General features: G+C 74.0%; 14 protein-coding genes. 1 reads left to right on the forward strand and 13 read right to left on the reverse strand.

The window, feature by feature from the left end; translation table 11 throughout:
• Positions 1-22 precede the first annotated feature (22 nt).
• The 12 genes from AB0N63_RS25385 to AB0N63_RS25440 all read right to left on the reverse strand — a co-directional run bounded on the left by AB0N63_RS25385 (position 23) and on the right by AB0N63_RS25440 (position 12,926).
• A complete protein-coding gene (locus AB0N63_RS25385) occupies positions 23-3,079 on the reverse strand; it encodes an AAA family ATPase (protein WP_365531832.1) in 3,057 nt (1,018 codons plus the stop codon).
• 464 nt (positions 3,080-3,543) lie between these two features.
• The gene (locus tag AB0N63_RS25390) at positions 3,544-3,717 is read right to left on the reverse strand and encodes a hypothetical protein (RefSeq protein WP_365531835.1); all 174 of its coding nucleotides are present in this window, start codon (positions 3,715-3,717) and stop codon (positions 3,544-3,546) included.
• 246 nt (positions 3,718-3,963) lie between these two features.
• Positions 3,964-4,635 (reverse strand): hypothetical protein, encoded by a 672-nt coding sequence (locus AB0N63_RS25395; protein WP_365531838.1) that lies wholly within the window; start codon positions 4,633-4,635, stop codon positions 3,964-3,966.
• A gap of 45 nt (positions 4,636-4,680) precedes the next feature.
• Entirely contained in the window at positions 4,681-5,256 is a 576-nt protein-coding gene (locus AB0N63_RS25400) for a GNAT family protein (RefSeq protein WP_365531841.1), read from the reverse strand.
• Positions 5,234-7,462 carry an MMPL family transporter gene (locus AB0N63_RS25405; protein ID WP_365531843.1) on the reverse strand — a complete coding sequence of 743 codons (2,229 nt, stop codon included), beginning with the start codon at positions 7,460-7,462 and terminating at the stop codon, positions 5,234-5,236. The genes AB0N63_RS25400 and AB0N63_RS25405 overlap by 23 nt, the downstream gene beginning before the upstream one ends.
• Before the next feature lie 214 nt (positions 7,463-7,676).
• Positions 7,677-8,102 carry a hypothetical protein gene (locus tag AB0N63_RS25410; RefSeq protein ID WP_365531844.1) on the reverse strand — a complete coding sequence of 142 codons (426 nt, stop codon included), beginning with the start codon at positions 8,100-8,102 and terminating at the stop codon, positions 7,677-7,679.
• A 210-nt stretch (positions 8,103-8,312) separates the two neighbouring features.
• Positions 8,313-9,824 carry an Asp-tRNA(Asn)/Glu-tRNA(Gln) amidotransferase subunit GatB gene (gene gatB, locus AB0N63_RS25415; RefSeq protein ID WP_365531847.1) on the reverse strand — a complete coding sequence of 504 codons (1,512 nt, stop codon included), beginning with the start codon at positions 9,822-9,824 and terminating at the stop codon, positions 8,313-8,315.
• Between the two features lie 16 nt (positions 9,825-9,840).
• A complete protein-coding gene (locus AB0N63_RS25420) occupies positions 9,841-10,083 on the reverse strand; it encodes a hypothetical protein (protein ID WP_365531849.1) in 243 nt (80 codons plus the stop codon).
• Positions 10,080-11,573 (reverse strand): Asp-tRNA(Asn)/Glu-tRNA(Gln) amidotransferase subunit GatA, encoded by a 1,494-nt coding sequence (gatA, locus tag AB0N63_RS25425; RefSeq protein ID WP_365531852.1) that lies wholly within the window; start codon positions 11,571-11,573, stop codon positions 10,080-10,082. Before gatA ends, AB0N63_RS25420 begins: the two co-directional genes overlap by 4 nt.
• 3 nt (positions 11,574-11,576) lie before the next feature.
• Positions 11,577-11,873: an Asp-tRNA(Asn)/Glu-tRNA(Gln) amidotransferase subunit GatC gene (gene gatC / locus AB0N63_RS25430; RefSeq protein WP_009190762.1), complete on the reverse strand. Its 297-nt coding sequence runs from the start codon at positions 11,871-11,873 to the stop codon at positions 11,577-11,579.
• Positions 11,874-12,003: 130 nt separating this feature from the next.
• Positions 12,004-12,495, reverse strand: coding sequence for a cupin domain-containing protein (locus AB0N63_RS25435; protein ID WP_365531856.1), 492 nt, complete (start codon positions 12,493-12,495; stop codon positions 12,004-12,006).
• Between the two features lie 59 nt (positions 12,496-12,554).
• Positions 12,555-12,926: a DUF4267 domain-containing protein gene (locus tag AB0N63_RS25440; protein WP_365531859.1), complete on the reverse strand. Its 372-nt coding sequence runs from the start codon at positions 12,924-12,926 to the stop codon at positions 12,555-12,557.
• Between the two features lie 99 nt (positions 12,927-13,025).
• On the opposite strand from AB0N63_RS25440, the gene AB0N63_RS25445 reads away from it, so the two are divergent.
• Positions 13,026-13,613 carry a TetR/AcrR family transcriptional regulator gene (locus AB0N63_RS25445; protein WP_365531862.1) on the forward strand — a complete coding sequence of 196 codons (588 nt, stop codon included), beginning with the start codon at positions 13,026-13,028 and terminating at the stop codon, positions 13,611-13,613.
• Positions 13,614-14,070: 457 nt separating this feature from the next.
• Here the strand turns inward: AB0N63_RS25445 and AB0N63_RS25450 are convergent, their stop codons facing one another.
• Positions 14,071-16,341, reverse strand: a complete 2,271-nt coding sequence (locus tag AB0N63_RS25450) for a bifunctional diguanylate cyclase/phosphodiesterase (protein ID WP_365531865.1) — start codon at positions 16,339-16,341, stop codon at positions 14,071-14,073.
• Positions 16,342-16,459: the final 118 nt, after the last annotated feature.

Genomic DNA, 16,459 nt, shown 5'->3' on the forward strand with positions numbered 1-16,459 from the left:
GGTCGTCTCCCCACCGTACGACTCATCCGGCCGCCGGGGCGGAGAGCGGGTCGTGGGCGAACAGATCCAGCCGGTGCGCCACCGCCGCCGCCTCGCCGCGGCCCGAGACGTCGAGCTTGGCGAGGATGTTGGAGACGTGGACGCTGGCCGTCTTCGGGGAGATGAACAGTTCCTCGGCTATCTGACGGTTGGTGCGGCCCAGGGCGACCAGGCGCAGAACGTCCTGTTCCCTGCGGGTGAGGCCGAGGGACTCGACGGGGTCGGCGGCGGTGGCCCGCCGCTGAGGGACGGCGGCCAGGGAGAGCCGGGCGCCGCGGGCGAGCCGCGCCACCGCGTCGGCGAGCGGGCGGGCTCCCAGGTGCTCGGCGACGGCGTGCGCCAGGCGCAGCAGTTCCGTGGCCCGGTCGCGGCCGTCGGCGTCCCCGCCGGCGAGCAGGGCCGCTGCCAGGCGGCAGCGGACGCGGGCGAGGTCGTAGGGGCGTTCGAGGGTCTCGAAGGCCGCGACGACGCCGGTCCAGTCCTCGGGCCGGTCGCGGCCCGCGGCGCGCGCGAGTTCGGCGCGCACCCAGCTCTCGTACGCCTGCCAGACGGGCACCACGGTGGGCAGCGTGCGAGCGGCGTCCCTGACCCGTTCGAGGGTGGCGGTGTGGCCGGGACCGGCGCCGGTCAGGGTCGCGGCACGGGCCTCCATGGTGGCGGCGGTGAGCAGGACGGGCCAGCCGTAGCGGTGGGTGCCGGGTGGGAAGCCGCGTTCCAGGACCCGTTCGAGTTCGGTACGGGCGTCGGGCAGGCGGCCCTCGCCCGCGGCGACGGCGATGGTGAGCCGGGCCAGGGGGATGGCGTGCTGCGGGGCGTGGGCGTACTTGCCGTAGCTCTCCTGCGCCACGGTCAGTTGGCGGGCCCCTTCGGCCAGGTCGCCGCGGGCCAGGGCGAGTTCGGCACGGTTCCTGGCGTGGAAGGCGCCCGGCTTCGCGCTGTGCCCGATGCGCTCGGAGCGGGCCACCGCCTCGGCGGCCTCGTCCCAGCGGCCCAGGCTGAACAGGGACTCGGCGAGGTTGCCCCACACCCAGGCCTCGTGGTCCAGCAGTCCGTGGCCGCGGGTGTAGGCGAGGCCCTTCTCCAGCAGCGGCACGGCCTCGCGGGAGCGGCCGACGGCCTCCAGTTCGGAGGGCAGGTTGATGTAGGAGCGGCCGGCGACGGCGGAGATCCCGTCGGCCACGGTGCGCCGGTTGACCTCGTGCATCTCGGCGAGGCCCGCCTCGACGTCCCCGGCGTCGACCATGAGGCCGCCGAGGGTCAGCCGGGCGTTCATCTCGATCTCGCGGGCGCCGACCATGCGCGCGTACTCCACGGCCCGCTCGGCCGCCGAGACGGCTTCGGGGCCGGGGATGTGGACCATGGACCAGTTGGCGACGTGGGCCAGCACCTCGGCGTGCACCTCCGAGGGCGGAAGTCCGCGCACCAGGTCCTGCGCGGTGGCCAGCTCCCGCCAGCCGTCGCCGTGGGACTTCAGCTGGACCAGCCGGGAGCGCTGGACCCAGAACCAGGCGGCGCGCAGCGGGTCGTCCTCCTCGTCCAGCAGGCGCAGCGCCCGCTTGGCGAGCTTCATGGCGCGCTCCCGCTCGCCGCACAGCCGGCCCGCGACGGTGGCCTCGGCCAGCAGGTCGAGGTAGCGCAACGGGACGGGCGCGCCGTCGCTGCCGCAGGAGAGGTAGGCCTCGACGTGGTCGACGGCGCGCAGCCGCCCGCTGACCTCCTCCGGGGCGGCGTCCCACAGCTCCATCGCCCGCTCCAGCAGGCGCAGTTGCTCGCTGTAGGCGTGCCGGGAGCGGGCGGCGACGGAGGCGTCCAGGACGGCGGGCAGCGCCTTGGCGGGGTCGTGGGCGTGGTACCAGTAGCTGGCCAGGCGGGTGACGCGCTGGTCGGCGGGGACGAGGGTCGGGTCGGCCTCCAGGGCCTCCGCGTAGCGGCGGTCGAGGCGGGAGCGCTCGCCGGGCAGCAGGTCGTCGCTGACGGCCTCGCGGACCAGGGAGTGCCGGAAGCGGTAGCCGTCGCCGCTGGGCGCGGGGATGAGGACGTTGGCGTTCACGGCGGCGCGCAGCGCCTCGATCAGGTCGTCCTCGGCGAGCCGGGACACGGCGGCCAGCAGCCGGTACTCGACGGTGGAGCCGCCCTCGGCGGCGATCCGCACCACCCGCTGCGCGGTCTCGGGCAGCGCCTCCACGCGGACCAGGAGCAGGTCGCGCAGGGAGTCGCTGAGGTCGGGGCAGTCCGGGCCGGTGCAGCAGGCGAGTTCCTCGACGAAGAAGGCGTTGCCGTCGGAGCGTTCGAAGATCTGGTCGATCTGGGCCGGGTCGGGTTCGGCGGCGAGGATGCCGGCGATCTGGCGGGCCACCTCCTGGCGGGTGAAGCGGGCCAGTTCGATGCGGTGGACGGTGCGCAGCCGGTCGAGTTCGGCGAGCAGGGGGCGCAGCGGGTGGCGGCGATGGATGTCGTCGGAGCGGTAGCTGGCCAGGACGAGCAGGCGGCCGGTGCGCAGGGTGCGCAGCAGGTAGACGAGGAGGTGGCGGGTCGAGGCGTCGGCCCAGTGCAGGTCCTCCAGGGCGAGGACGACGGTGTGGCCCGCGGCGACCCGCTCCAGCAGGCGGGCGGTGAGCTCGAAGAGGCGGGCCATGCCCTCCTCGTCGTGCCGGCCGGCGCCGCGCGCGGCGGCCTGGTCGCCGCCGAGTTCGGGCAGCAGGCGGGCGAGTTCCTCCTCCTGGCCGGCGGCAGCGGCGGCGAACTCGCCGGGCAGGGCGCGGCGCAGGGCGCGCAGGGCGGTGGAGAACGGCGCGAAGGGGAGCCCGTCGGCGCCGATCTCGACGCAGGCGCCGAGCGCGACGACGGCGCCGCGACGGGTGGCGGCGGCCGCGAACTCCTCGATGAGGCGGGTCTTCCCGACCCCGGCCTCGCCGCCGAGCAGCAGCGCCTGCGGCTCCGCCGCGGCCGCGCGGGCGAGCGCGTCGTCGAGCGTGCCGAGTTCGCTCTGGCGGCCTACGAACACCGGACTGACGGACCTGTTCTCCACAGCCCCGAGCATCGCACGCGCCACCGACAGCGCGGGAGCGGTTTTCGTCGCGGCGGAGGGGCGGGCAAGTGCGGTGCGCCCAAGGGCCGGTGCGGAACGCCCGGTCCCCGCCGCGCCCGCCGGCCGGCCCCGGCCCACCCCCGTGGGACCGGTCCGGCCGACGGCCGCGGAGGGTGCGGCGGGAGCGGCGGTTACGTCGGCTTCGGCGGTGGCCGCCGTGTGAGCGGCATCTTCGGCGGCCACCGCCGAACCGGCCCGACCGTCCGTCCCTGCGGGGGCAGACCGTCCGGCTCCCGTCGCAGAGCCGCGCCTCTCGGCGGTCGCAGTGCGGTCGGGCTCCCCGGGCGACGCCGTTGGGGCGGGCCGTCCGGGCGCCGCGGCAAGGTCGGGCCGACCCGCTCCCGCCGCGGGGCGCCCCGCGCGGGCGGGCTGCCCGGTCGACGCTGTCGGGGCGGGGTGGCCGGGCGGTGCGGGGGTCATGCCGCCGGGGTGAATCGGTGGCGGCGGAAGCGGGGGTCTTGGCTTTCCGCCTCGCGGGACGCGCGGCGGGCCACGCGTCGGGCGCGGGCCACGGAGCGGGCCAGCCGGGCCTGCTCGGCCTCGCGGCGCAGTTCGGCGGAACGGAGCTGGTGGTACTCGTACTCAAGCATGTCGTGTCCCTGGCGAGTGAGAGGTGGTCCGGTCTTGTCCGGTCCTCCGCACCGGTTCGGCGCGATGGGTCAACCCTCGTCTCCCAGGGGGGGCCGCCGGCATCGGGAGAGTGCCGCATCTTGGGCGGCGATCAAGGTCCTTAGGCACGCCTGAGGGGGTCCTTAGGGCCGCCGTGGGGAGGCGTACGGCGGCGCTGAGGACCCCCTCGGGGGCCTACCGGAGGCCCGGCGGCCGGGCGATGCCGCTCAGCCGGTGGACGGCAGGCCGAGCAGGACGTCGGTGTACTTCAGTACGGCCAGCAGCAGACCGATGACGCCGAGGACGACGCCCGCCCAGGCCACCGACTTGATCCACGGCGCCTGCGGTGCGCGCGGCGCGCCGAACGCGGGCCGGACCAGGACCACGACGCCCACGACCATGGCGGCGAGCGCGAACACCCCCGCCCACAGCGCGGTGGTGTGCCAGGCGTCGCCGTAGACCTCCTTGACCTGCGTGGCGACGCTCGCGGAGGTGGGGGTGCGCAGCTGGCCGATCAGCTGCTCGCGCGCGGAGGCGACCGTCCCGAGCCAGCCGCCGCTGAGCGACACGACGCCGAGCGCGGCGGCGACGACGGCGCCGGCGCCCTGGCCGACCCCCGAGGGGGCCGGCCCGCCGTCACCGGCCGGGTCGGCGGCGTCGGTTGGGTCCCCCTCCGGGCCGGCCGCCTCGTCGGTGGCCGCGGCGGAGGCGGTCTGTCCGCAGTCAGCGGGCTCGCCCGTGACCTTCTCGGTGGCCGTCGCGGCCGGGGCGGCGGCGTCGGACCCGGTGCCCGTCGCCGCCGTCCCACCGCCGTCCGTGGTGTTCTCGGTGAGGTCGGACCCGGTGGGGCCCGTGCCCTCCTGGTCGGTGGCGGTCTCGGCTGCGGTCTTCGTTCCCATGCCCCGCACCGTACGGACGCTCTCTGAGAGGTCCCTTAATGATCGTCAGCGATCGGCGCGTGCCGTACGCGCGCGTGCCGAACGCCACTCCGGGGCGAGCACCGCCCACACCTCCATGTCGTGGCGTACGCCCCGGTAGGGGAAGCTCTCCCGCAGGACGCCCTCGCGGGTCAGTCCGAGCCGCCGCGCCGCGTTGACGCTCGGCTCGTTGGCGGAGGAGGCGTGCCACTCCACACGGTGCATCCCGCGCTCGTCGAACGCCCAGTCGATCAGCACGCGCGCGCCGCGTGTGACGAGTCCGCGTCCGGTCCCGGCCGGCTCCAGCCAGCAGCCGATCTCGCACATGCCGGTCGCCGTGTCGAAGATCCGGAACAGCAGTCCGCCGACCAGGACGCCGTCCAGCCACAGCCCGTGCAGGAAGCCGGTGCCGGCGGCGTGCTTGTCCGCGTACGCCTGGAGCAGGGCGCGCGCGGAGTCCACGTCCGTGGCGTTCGCCCCGAAGGGGATGTGCCGGGTGATGAACTCCCGTCCGCGGTCCAGGTGCGCGAGGAACTCCTCGGCCTGCCACGGCTCCAGCGGGCGCAGTTCCGCTCCGTCGTCACCCAGCGATATCGCGTACATCCCGTTGCCGCTCCTTCTCGAGTTCCGCCACGACGTCGGCGAGCCTCTCATGGGCGGCGCGGCATTCGGGCGGCTCGATGCTGATGCGGGGCAGTACGCGGTCCAGCCGGCGCGGCAGCCACCAGTTGGCGCGGCCGAGCAGATGCATCAGGGCGGGCACGAGCAGCGTGCGCAGCACGAACGCGTCGAGCGCGACGGCGGTGGCGAGCGCGATGCCGAACATGGCGATCACCCGGTCGCCGCCGAGCACGAAGGAGAGGAAGACGGAGATCATGATGACGGCAGCGGAGTTGATCACCCGGCTGGTCTCGGCGAGGCCGACGCGTACGGCCCGCCGGTTGTCCCCGGTCTCCAGCCACTCCTCGTACATCCGGCTGACCAGGAAGACCTGGTAGTCCATGGACAGTCCGAACAGCACCGAGACCATGATCACGGGCAGGAACGGCTCGATGGGCCCGGCCCGGCCCAGGCCCAGGAACTCGCTGCCCCAGCCCCACTGGAAGATCGCGACGACCACGCCGAAGGCCGCGGCGACGGCGGCGATGTTCATGGCGGCGGCCTTGAGCGGGATGCCCACGGACCGGAAGGCGAGCAGCAGCAGCACGCAGCCGAGGCCGACGACCACTCCGACGAACAGCGGCAGCCGGCCGACGATCACACCGGCGAAGTCGTCGTACCCGGCGGTGACGCCGCCGACCTGGACGTCGAGCGAGGTGCCGGTCTCGGCGCGCGGCAGCACCTCGGTGCGCAGCCGGTCGACCAGGTCGCTGGTGCGCTGCGACTGGGGCGCGGAGTCGGGGACGACGGTCAGGTAGGCGGTGGTGCCGCCGCCGTTGTAGGTGACCGGCGTGACCGCGGCGACGCCCTCGGTGGTGCGCAGGGTGGTGTCCAGGCCGTCCAGGGCGAGCCGGTCCTCGGCGTCGTCCACGCGGGTGACGAGGGTCAGCGGCCCGTTGACGCCGGGGCCGAAGCCGTCGGCGACGAGGTCGTAGGCCCGCCGGGTGGTCGCCGAGGCGGGGTCGTTGCCCTGGTCGGAGGTGCCGAGGTGGAGGGAGAGCGTGGGCAGCGCGAGCACGGTGATCACGGCCAGGGCGAGGACACCGAGGAGCTTGGGGTGGCGTTCCACGAACGCCGACCAGCGGGCGGCGAAGCCGGTGGGCAGCTCGGGTTCGGGGCCGTGCTCGGCCAGCCGGCGCCGCTCGCGGCGGCTGAGGGCGCGTGGGCCGATGAAGGACAGCAGGGCGGGCAGCAGGGTCACCGAGGCCGCGACCGTCAGGGCGACGGTCGCGGCGGCGGCGACCGCCACGCCGTTGAGGAAGCCGAGCCGCAGGATGAGCATGCCGAGCAGGGCGATGCAGACGGTGGCGCCGGCGAAGACGACGGCGCGACCGGTGGTGGCGACGGCGTTGGAGGCCGCCTCGGCGGTGGTGAGGCCGCGTTTCAGGCCGCGCCGGTGCCGGGTGACGATGAACAGCGCGTAGTCGATGCCGACGCCGAGGCCGATCAGCATGCCGAGCATGGGTGCGAAGTCGGCCACCGTCATGGCGTGGCTCAGCAGCTCGATGGCGCCGTAGGCGGTGCCCACGCTGACCAGCGCGGTGGCGATGGGCAGCAGGGACGCGGCGAGCGAGCCGAACGCGAGCAGGAGCACCACGGCGGCCACGACCACGCCGATGATCTCGGCGAGGTGCCCGCCGGAGGACTGGGTCCCGCTGATCGCGCTGCCGCCGAGTTCCACCTGGAGTCCGTCGGCCTGGGCGGTCTTCGCCGCGCCGACCACCGCCCGCGCCTGGGACTCCGGGATGTCCTGGGCGGCGTGCGCGAAGGTGACGGTCGCGTACGCGGTGTGCCCGTCGGCGCTGATCTGGCCGGCGCCCCGGCCCTGGTACGGGCTGACCACGGAGGCCACCCCGGGCAGGGTCTCGATGCGGTCGAGGGTGCGGGCCATCGTCTGCTCGACGTCGGCGGCGCGGACGGTGCCGGAGGCGGTGTGCCACACCACGGTGTCGCTGTCGCCGCCGAGGCCGGGGAAGCCCTCGCGCAGCAGCTGGGTGGCCCGGCCCGACTCGGTGCCGGGTACCTCGTAGTCGTTCGAGTACGCCGGGCCGGCGACGGCCGCGGCGACGGTGATCCCGCCGAGGGCGAGGAGCCAGAGCAGAACGGTGACGAGGCGGTGCCGGACACACCAACGCGCTAGGGCTGCCACGAACGTGCTCCCAGGTGATGATTTGTGGATCTTTGACCGGGAACAGTCGTCCATGAACGGAACGGCCCGCAAAGAACGCATGAGCAAGGTGACAACACTCTTGCAGGCCAATGTGATCGTTTACCGTGTTCGTGGCGTTATTCACATCATTCCGGACGACGCGTTCCGGAGGGCGTCCACCGGGCGGGGCCGCTCCGGTCAGTGAGCGGGCGGGTCAGTCGAACTGGTCACCGAGTGCCATCACCATCACCCCGGCGATCATCAGCCACAGCGCCCACCGGGTACGGCCCCGGAAGCCGAGCAGGGACGCCGGCGCGCAGACGGCGGCGCCCAGGGCGTAAGCGGCGCCGACGGGGGCCGGAGCCGCGCCGGTCAGGCGGAGCAGCGCGGCGGCGAGCCCGGCGAGGGCCAGCAGCGCGCCGGCTCCGCCCGCCGTCCAGCGCGCCCTGCGGGCGACCTCGGAGGGGTCCTGGAGGTCGCTGTCGTCCTCGTCCTCGCCGGCGCCGGCGAGGGGGGCTTCGGTGAGTTGTTCGGTGGCCGTCCGGGATGCGGCCCCGGTCCCGCCGCGCGGGCCGGGGGCCTCGACGCCGTCCGGCCGGGACATGGCGGCGGGGGTCTCGGAATCGACGCGTCCACTCATGGCGGGCGAGCGTAGCCGCCGCTCTCCGCGCGGTCGGCGGCGGGGCGGCTTGCCGCGCCCGGCTGTGCGCCCCTCCGGACGCGTGCCCCGTACGTCCGCCGCGCGCTCCGGCACTGAACGGCCGAAGGCCGAAGGGCGCGTCCCGGTGTGGTTCGGGGCGCGCCCTTCGGGGCGGCGGGGCGGGCGGGGCCCGGCGCCGCCTTGTCGGTGTTACTCGGAGACGCCCAGCTTCTCCAGGATCAGCTCCTTGACGCGGGCCGCGTCGGCCTGGCCGCGGGTGGCCTTCATGACCGCGCCGACCAGCGCGCCCGCCGCGGCGACCTTGCCGCCGCGGATCTTGTCCGCGATGCCGGGGTTGCCCGCGATGGCCTCGTCCACGGCCGTGCCCAGCGCGGAGTCGTCGGAGACGACCTTCAGACCGCGCTTGTCGACGACCTCGTCCGGGGTGCCCTCGCCCGCGAGGACGCCCTCGATGACCTGGCGGGCCAGCTTGTCGTTCAGGTCGCCGGAGGAGACCAGCTCGGTCACCCGGGCCACCTGCTCGGGCGTGATCGCCAGCTCGTCCAGGGCCTTGCCGGACTCGTTGGCGCTGCGCGCCAGCTCGCCCATCCACCACTTGCGGGCGGAGGCCGCGTCGGCGCCGGCGTCGATCGTGGCGACGATCGGGTCCAGCGCACCGGCGTTGAGGATGGCCTGCATGTCGGTGGCCGAGATGCCCCACTCCGCCAGCAGGCGGGTGCGGCGGGCCAGCGGCGGCTCGGGCAGCGCGGCGCGGATCTCCTCGACCCACTCGCGCGCGGGAGCCACGGGCACCAGGTCGGGCTCCGGGAAGTACCGGTAGTCCTCGGCCTCCTCCTTCACGCGGCCCGAGGTCGTGGTCCCGGTGTCCTCGTGGAAGTGCCGGGTCTCCTGGACGATCGTGCCGCCGGAGGAGAGCACCGCGGCGTGCCGCTGGATCTCGAACCGGGCGGCGCGCTCGACGGACCGCAGCGAGTTGACGTTCTTCGTCTCGCTGCGGGTGCCGAACTTGTCCGCGCCCTTGGGCATCAGCGACAGGTTGACGTCGCAGCGCATCTGGCCCATCTCCATGCGGGCCTCGGAGACGCCGAGCGCGCGGATCAGCTCGCGCAGCTCGCGGACGTAGGCCTTGGCGACCTCGGGGGCGCGCTCGCCGGCGCCGACGATCGGCTTGGTGACGATCTCGATCAGCGGGATGCCGGCGCGGTTGTAGTCCAGCAGGGAGTGGGACGCGCCGTGGATACGGCCGGTGGCGCCGCCGACGTGCGTCGACTTGCCGGTGTCCTCCTCCATGTGGGCGCGCTCGATCTCCACGCGGAAGACCTCGCCGTCCTCCAGCTGCACGTCGAGGTAGCCGTCGAAGGCGATCGGCTCGTCGTACTGGGAGGTCTGGAAGTTCTTCGGCATGTCCGGATAGAAGTAGTTCTTCCGGGCGAAGCGGCACCACTCGGCGATCTCGCAGTTCAGCGCGAGGCCGATCTTGATGGCTGACTCGACGCCGGTCGCGTTGACGACCGGGAGCGCGCCGGGCAGGCCGAGGCAGACCGGGCAGGTCTGGGTGTTCGGGTCGGCGCCGAGCGCGGTCGAACAGCCGCAGAACATCTTGGTGGCGGTGCCGAGTTCGACATGGACCTCGAGGCCCATGACGGGGTCGTACGACGCCAGCGCGTCCTCGTACGACACCAGGTCGGTCGTGGTGGTCACGGTGAAAACTTCCCTCTCAGCCCAGCAGGACGTCGTCGTCGCCCAGCCGCTTCAGCTCGCGGTAGAGGATGGCGAGGCCGGTGACGATCGCGACGGCGGACACGGTGGCGTCGATCAGGCGCAGCGTGTCGTGCTCGGCGCGCGCCTTCCTGATCTGCTTGGCGACGCCGATCGCGCCGAACGCGGTGGTGCCCATGGACAGGTACGTGCCGGACTTGGACTTCTTGAAGCCCTTGGCCTTCGACAGTGCGTTACTCACAGCGACGGAGCCTCCTCGAGCAGCGGGTGTCCCCACTTTTCCACGAACGCGGCCTCGACGGCGGCGCCCACCTTGTAGAGGCGGTCGTCCTTCATCACCGGGGCGATGATCTGCAGGCCCACCGGGAGGTTGTCCTCCGGGGCGAGGCCGCAGGGCAGGGACATGGCCGCGTTGCCCGCCAGGTTGGTCGGGATGGTGCACAGGTCGGCGAGGTACATCGCCATCGGGTCGTCGGCGCGCTCGCCGATCGGGAAGGCGGTGGTCGGGGTCGTCGGGGAGACGATCACGTCGACCTGCTCGAACGCCTTGTCGAACTCCTGCTTGATGAGCGTACGGACCTTCTGGGCGCTGCCGTAGTACGCGTCGTAGTAGCCGGAGCTGAGCGCGTAGGTGCCGAGCATGATGCGGCGCTTGACCTCGGGGCCGAAGCCCGCCTCACGGGTGAGGGAGGTGACCTCTTCGGCCGAGCGGGTGCCGTCGTCGCCCGTACGGAGGCCGTAGCGCAGGCCGTCGAAGCGGGCGAGGTTGGAGGAGCACTCGGACGGTGCGATCAGGTAGTACGCCGACAGGGCGAGGTCGAAGGACGGGCAGTCCAGCTCGACGATCTCGGCGCCCAGTTCCTTCAGCAGTTCGACGGACTCGTCGAAGCGCTGCATGACGCCGGGCTGGTAGCCCTCGCCGCGGAACTGCTTGACCACGCCGACGCGCATGCCCGCCACGCTGCCGTTGCGGGCGGCCTCGACCACCGCCGGGACCGGCGCGTCGATGGAGGTGGAGTCCATCGGGTCGTGGCCGGCGATCACCTCGTGCAGCAGCGCCGCGTCCAGGACCGTACGGGCGCAGGGGCCGCCCTGGTCCAGGGAGGAGGAGAAGGCGACCATGCCGTAGCGGGAGACGGCGCCGTAGGTCGGCTTGACGCCGACCGTGCCGGTGACGGCGGCCGGCTGGCGGATGGAGCCGCCGGTGTCGGTGCCGATGGCCAGGGGGGCCTGGAAGGAGGCGAGCGCGGCGGAGGAGCCGCCGCCGGAGCCGCCGGGGATCCGGGTGAGGTCCCAGGGGTTGCCGGTCGGGCCGTAGGCGCTGTTCTCGGTGGAGGAGCCCATGGCGAACTCGTCCATGTTGGTCTTGCCGAGGATGACGACGTCGGCGGCCTTGAGCCGCTTGGTGAGCGTCGCGTCGTACGGCGGGATCCAGCCCTCGAGGATCTTGGAGCCGACGGTGGTCGGCACGCCCTCGGTGGTGAAGATGTCCTTCAGGGCGAGCGGGACGCCGGCCAGCGGGCCGAGCTTCTCGCCGCGCGCCCGCTTCTCGTCCACGGCGCGGGCCTGGGCGAGGGCGCCCTCGCGGTCGACGTGCAGGAAGGCGTGCACCTTCTCGTCGACGGCCTCGATCCGGGCCAGATGCGCCTCGGTGACCTCGACGGCCGTCAGCTCGCCGGAGGCGATCTTCTCGGCGGTCTCGGCCGCGGTGAGCTTGATGATGTCCGTCATGGCTTACTCCTCCCCCAGGATCTGCGGCACCTTGAAACGCTGCTGCTCCTGGGCCGGGGCGCCGGAGAGCGCCTGCTCGGGGGTGAGCGACGGACGGACCTCGTCCGCGCGCATGACGTTCGTCAGCGGCAGCGGGTGGGAGGTCGGCGGTACGTCTCGGTCGGCGACCTCGCTGACGCGGGCCACCGCGCCGATGATGTCGTCCAGCTGTCCCGCGAAGTGGTCGAGCTCTTCGGGCTTCAGCTCCAGACGCGCCAGCCGGGCGAGGTGGGCGACCTCCTCGCGCGTGATGCCAGGCATGCAGCGTTCCTCTGGGGTGAGTGTGTGTGGTTTGGAGCCAATCCTATGGGGCGGGGCCGTATGCGCGTGCAGCGGTTTCTTCGCGTCCCGGGCGGGGCGACCGGCGATGCCGCCCCGCGCCCGTGCCGGGTCAGCGGCGTCCGTCCCAGACGGCGCTCTTCAGGAAGTGGTTGTCGTACAGGTCCTGCACTTCGAGGAGGCTCTCCGGGGTGACGTCGCCCAGGCGGATGCGCTGGAGGTGGCGGAAGTACTCGAAGCGCTCCACGCCCGGCGTGATCACGACGAGGAGGTCGGCCGTGGCGCCGGGGGCGGCGGCGAAGGCGTGGGGGCGGCCCGGCGGGACGACGACGAGGTCGCCACGCTCGGCGGTGACGATGTCGTCGCCGGAGAGCAGTTCGGCGGCGCCGTCCAGGACGAAGAACATCTCGGCGGAGTTGTCGTGCCAGTGCGGGTGGGCCCCGTCGGCCCCCTCGGCGAGGGTGACGCGGACCGTGGACAGCGCTCCGCCGGTGGCGCTGCTGTCGGCCAGCAGCCGGACGGCGACCGGGGCGCCGCCCACCACCTCCGCCTCGGCGTCACGGACGATCACGGACTCGTCGAACTTCGGTACGAACAGCGACATCGCGGCTTCTCCTGGTGCGTGGTCGGTCGGAACTCCGTGTGAGGCCGCACGCGGCCCGGTCACGCCACGAAGAGCAGCGCGGCGCTGATCAGTACGACGACGGCGGTGGCGAGGTGGATGCCGAACGCGGTCGCCTTCGGCCCGCCGTGACGCAGGACTATCAGGGTGTCGACGAGCGGGACGAGTGCCACGCAGAGCATGAACCAGGCCTCGGCGCGGGCGCCGACGGCGGTCAGCAGGGCCAGCCCGACCACTCCGAACGTGCCGTCCCTCAGGCCCTTGACCGAGAGGTAGGCGCCCGCGTCTCCGTGCGGGTCGGCCGGGACGCCGTAGCCCGTCGCGGCCGGGGCCGGCTGGAACAGGAACCGGTAGCCGAGGAACAGGCAGAACAGGTCGAGCAGGACGGCCAGGGTGTACGCGGTGACGGTCATGCCACTTCTCCTCATCGCTCGATTTGCTAGCGGCGCTAGCGACAGGAGCGACGCTAGCAGAGCAGCGACAGAATGGCTAGCACTGCTAGAATCCCCGTCATGACGATCCAGAAGCGCCGAGAGCGCGAACGGGCGGAACGCGAGCGGCTGATCGTGCGGGTCGCTCGGGAGCTCGCGGAGGCGGAAGGCTGGGACTCGGTCACCACACGCCGGCTCGCCGCCGAGGTGGAGTACAGCCAGCCGGTCCTGTACAGCCATTTCAGGGGCAAGGACGCCATCATGGCGGCGGTCGCGGTCCAGGGCTGCGAGGAGCTGGCGGCCGAGCTGCGCAAGGCGCGGACGTCGGCCGGGAGCGCACGGCAGGCGTTGGCGGCGGTCGGCGAGGCGTACACCGCCTTCGGCCGGCGGCGGCCCGCGCTGTACGACGCGATGTTCACCCATGCGGTGGACCTGCCGTTCGCGACACCCGAGGCGCCCGCCGCACTGCAGGAGGCGTTCGGCGAACTGGCCAAGGCCGTCGAGCCGGTCGCGGCCGAGGGCGACGAACCGGAGCTGCTGACGGAGACCTACTGGGCCGGGCTGCACGGCCTGGTCACCCTGATGCGCAGCGGCCGGCTGCCCGATGGCGGCCACGAACGCCGCCTCGCCCTGCTGATCGGCCACTTCGTACCACCGGGCACGGACTGACGGGGGCGCGGGCCCGGGACGCGTCCGAACGGCGGCTCGCGCCGGGTGCCCGCTGGCGGGGCGCGGCCGCGGATCACGGCCGGATGGGGCTCGCGTCGGGCGCGGTGAGCGGGGGCGGGCGTCACACGGGCCGGGAGCGGCGGCGGGGATCCGGCCCGCTGGGGCCCTGATCACGGCCGGGTGCGGCTCGGCTCGGGCGTGTCGAGCGGGGTGTCGTCCGGCTCAGAAGCCGGCGGTGGGTGGAGGCGTGCCTTCGGCCCGCCGACGATGGGCGTGGGTGTCACGCCTTCGGGGACCCGTGACGGGGCGGAAGCCCCGGTGCTGCGGACAAACGGCGATTCCCGGCCACCCGGACGGGGCGACCACGCCCTGTCCCGCCCCCGTGGCCCCACTCGACCCTTCATCGAGGCCGAAGCGACCGGCACCCGGCGCCGTCTCGCGGCCACCGGCCGGGCGGTTACTCGTCCGTCGCCGCCGCCGGCAAGGCCGCCGCCGGGCGGACCCAGCCGCGGGAGCCGCGGGCGCGCAGCCACGCGGTGGTCTCCTCGGGCGGCATCGCGGCGGCGACCAGCCAGCCCTGCACGGCGTCGCAGCGCAGGTCCCGCAGCCGCTCCCAGGTCTCGTCGTCCTCGACGCCCTCCGCGACGACGAGCAGCCCGAGGGAGTGGGCGAGGTCGACGGTGCAGCGCACGATCTCGGCGTCCTCCGTGTCCACCGCGAGCCGGGCCACGAAGGAGCGGTCGATCTTCAGCTCGCTCACCGGCAGACGGCGCAGATGCACCAGCGAGGAGTAGCCGGTGCCGAAGTCGTCCAGCGACATCTTCACGCCGTGCGCGGTGAGCCCGGCCAGCGTGTCGGCGGCCCGCTGCGGATCCTCCAGCAGCACGTGCTCGGTGATCTCCAGCTGGAGTGCGCCGGCCGGGACGCCGTGCCGGGCGAGCCGGGCGGCGACCGAGCCGGCGAAACCGGGAGTGTGCACGTCGCGCGGCGAGACGTTGACGGCGACCGGTGTGAACAGGCCCTGGGCACGCCACCGGGCGACCTGCCCGAGGGCGGTCTCCAGCACGTACTCCGTGAGATGGGGCATCAGCCCCGAGGACTCGGCGATCGCTATGAACTCGTCCGGCGGGACCTTGCCCCGCTCCGGGTGCACCCAGCGCACCAGCGCCTCAAGGCCGGCGACCTGGCCGTCGAAGCGGACCTTGGGCTGGTAGTGCAGCTGGACCTCGTGGGCGTCCAGGGCCCGGCGCAGGTCGCCGAGGAGGCCGAGCCGGTCGGGGGTGTTGGAGTCCCGCTTGGACTCGTAGACCTCCACCCCCGTGCGGTCCCGCTTGGCCTGGTACATCGCCACGTCCGCGCGGCGCAGCAGGCCTTCGGCGTCGAGGGCGTGGTCGGGGCAGACGGCGACCCCGGCGCTGGCCTCCAGGACGAGGGTGAGGCCGTCGAGGTCGAGCGGCGAGCTGAGCGCGGTGACCAGCTGGCGGGCGATACGGGTCGCGGACGTGGTGGAGTCGGCGACGGGCAGTAACACGGCGAACTCGTCACCGCCGAGCCGCGCGGCCTCCGCCCCGCGCGGCAGCGCCTGGCGCAGCCGGTCGGCGATCTGGAGCAGCAACCGGTCGCCGGCGAGGTGGCCGAGGGTGTCGTTGACCGAGCGGAAGCGGTCCAGGTCGATCAGCAGCAGGGCGGCCCGGCCGCCGGCGCGTTCGGTGTCGTCGAGAGCGGTCCAGATGCGTTCCAGCAGCCACTGCCGGTTGGGCAGCCCGGTCAGCGGGTCGCGCAACTGCTCCTCCGCCCGGGCGCGGGCGATCCACAGGGTGGAGTCGAGCGCGATGAGCGGGATGGCGAACAGCGGCAGCAGAACCGGTTCGGCGACGGCGACCACGCACACCAGGGGCGCGATGCCGAGCAGAGCGACCGCGAGGAGGCCCTGCCGGACCAGGGCGGGGCGGCCGACGGTGGGCAGCGGGCCGGTGCGCGGCGCGTGCAGGCACCAGATCAGCAGCCGGGTGACGGCGAGGTAGACGGCGGCGACCAGCACCACCTCGGGGGCGCTGTACGCGGTCCAGTCCCCCGGGTCCCAGGGCCGCTCCACGGTCGGCACCCGGCCGCAGGCGCCGAGGACGAGGGCGGCGGCGGCGATGCCGAGGATGTCCGCGGCGCCGTTGAGCACGCCGGGCCGCCAGCGGCCGCGCCGGGCGATGCCGACCAGCACGACGACGGCGAGGCTGACCAGCTCGGCGGGCACCCATCCGTAGAGCAGGAGCACGGCGAGGGTGAGGGCGGCGCCGGAGCCGGTGCCGCCCGACCAGCGGGCGCGGCCGAGCATGACGAGGTGGCCGACGATGACGCCGGTGAGCACGGCCAGCGACCAGCCGGCGGCGCCGGACGGGAAGAGGGCGTGCGCGTCGGTGAACGACCTGAGGACGCCGGCGCCGAGGACGAGGGCGGCGGCGGTGACGACCGCCGGGGGCAGTGCGGCCCGCGGCGCACGCCGTCCGGGCCGGGGGCCGGCGCCGGGCGGACCGGCGGCTGTCACGCGGGCCGGCGCCGGGCGGGGCCGTATCTCCGCGACGGTGTGGTGCGAGGCGGGGCGTGCGGGAAGGCCCGCGCGCCCCGCGTGCTGGTCGGCGTCCGGACGCTCCCCCGTCCGCCTCAGGCACCCTCGCCATGCGCCGGTCACCCGGCGCAGCCGTGAGTGCGGGGCGGCGCTCTCGGTCGGTTCCATTCCCGTCCCTCTCACAGCCGGCGGTGCCCACACCACGCGGCCCCCGCGCGGCGCCCCTTCGGCCCGCACCGGCACCGCGCCGGAAAAACCCTTCCCCGCGCTCGTCGGAGCACGGGGA

Origin of the sequence: Streptomyces sp. NPDC093260 (genome assembly GCF_040683715.1) — a bacterium.
Lineage (GTDB): Bacteria > Actinomycetota > Actinomycetes > Streptomycetales > Streptomycetaceae > Streptomyces > Streptomyces sennicomposti.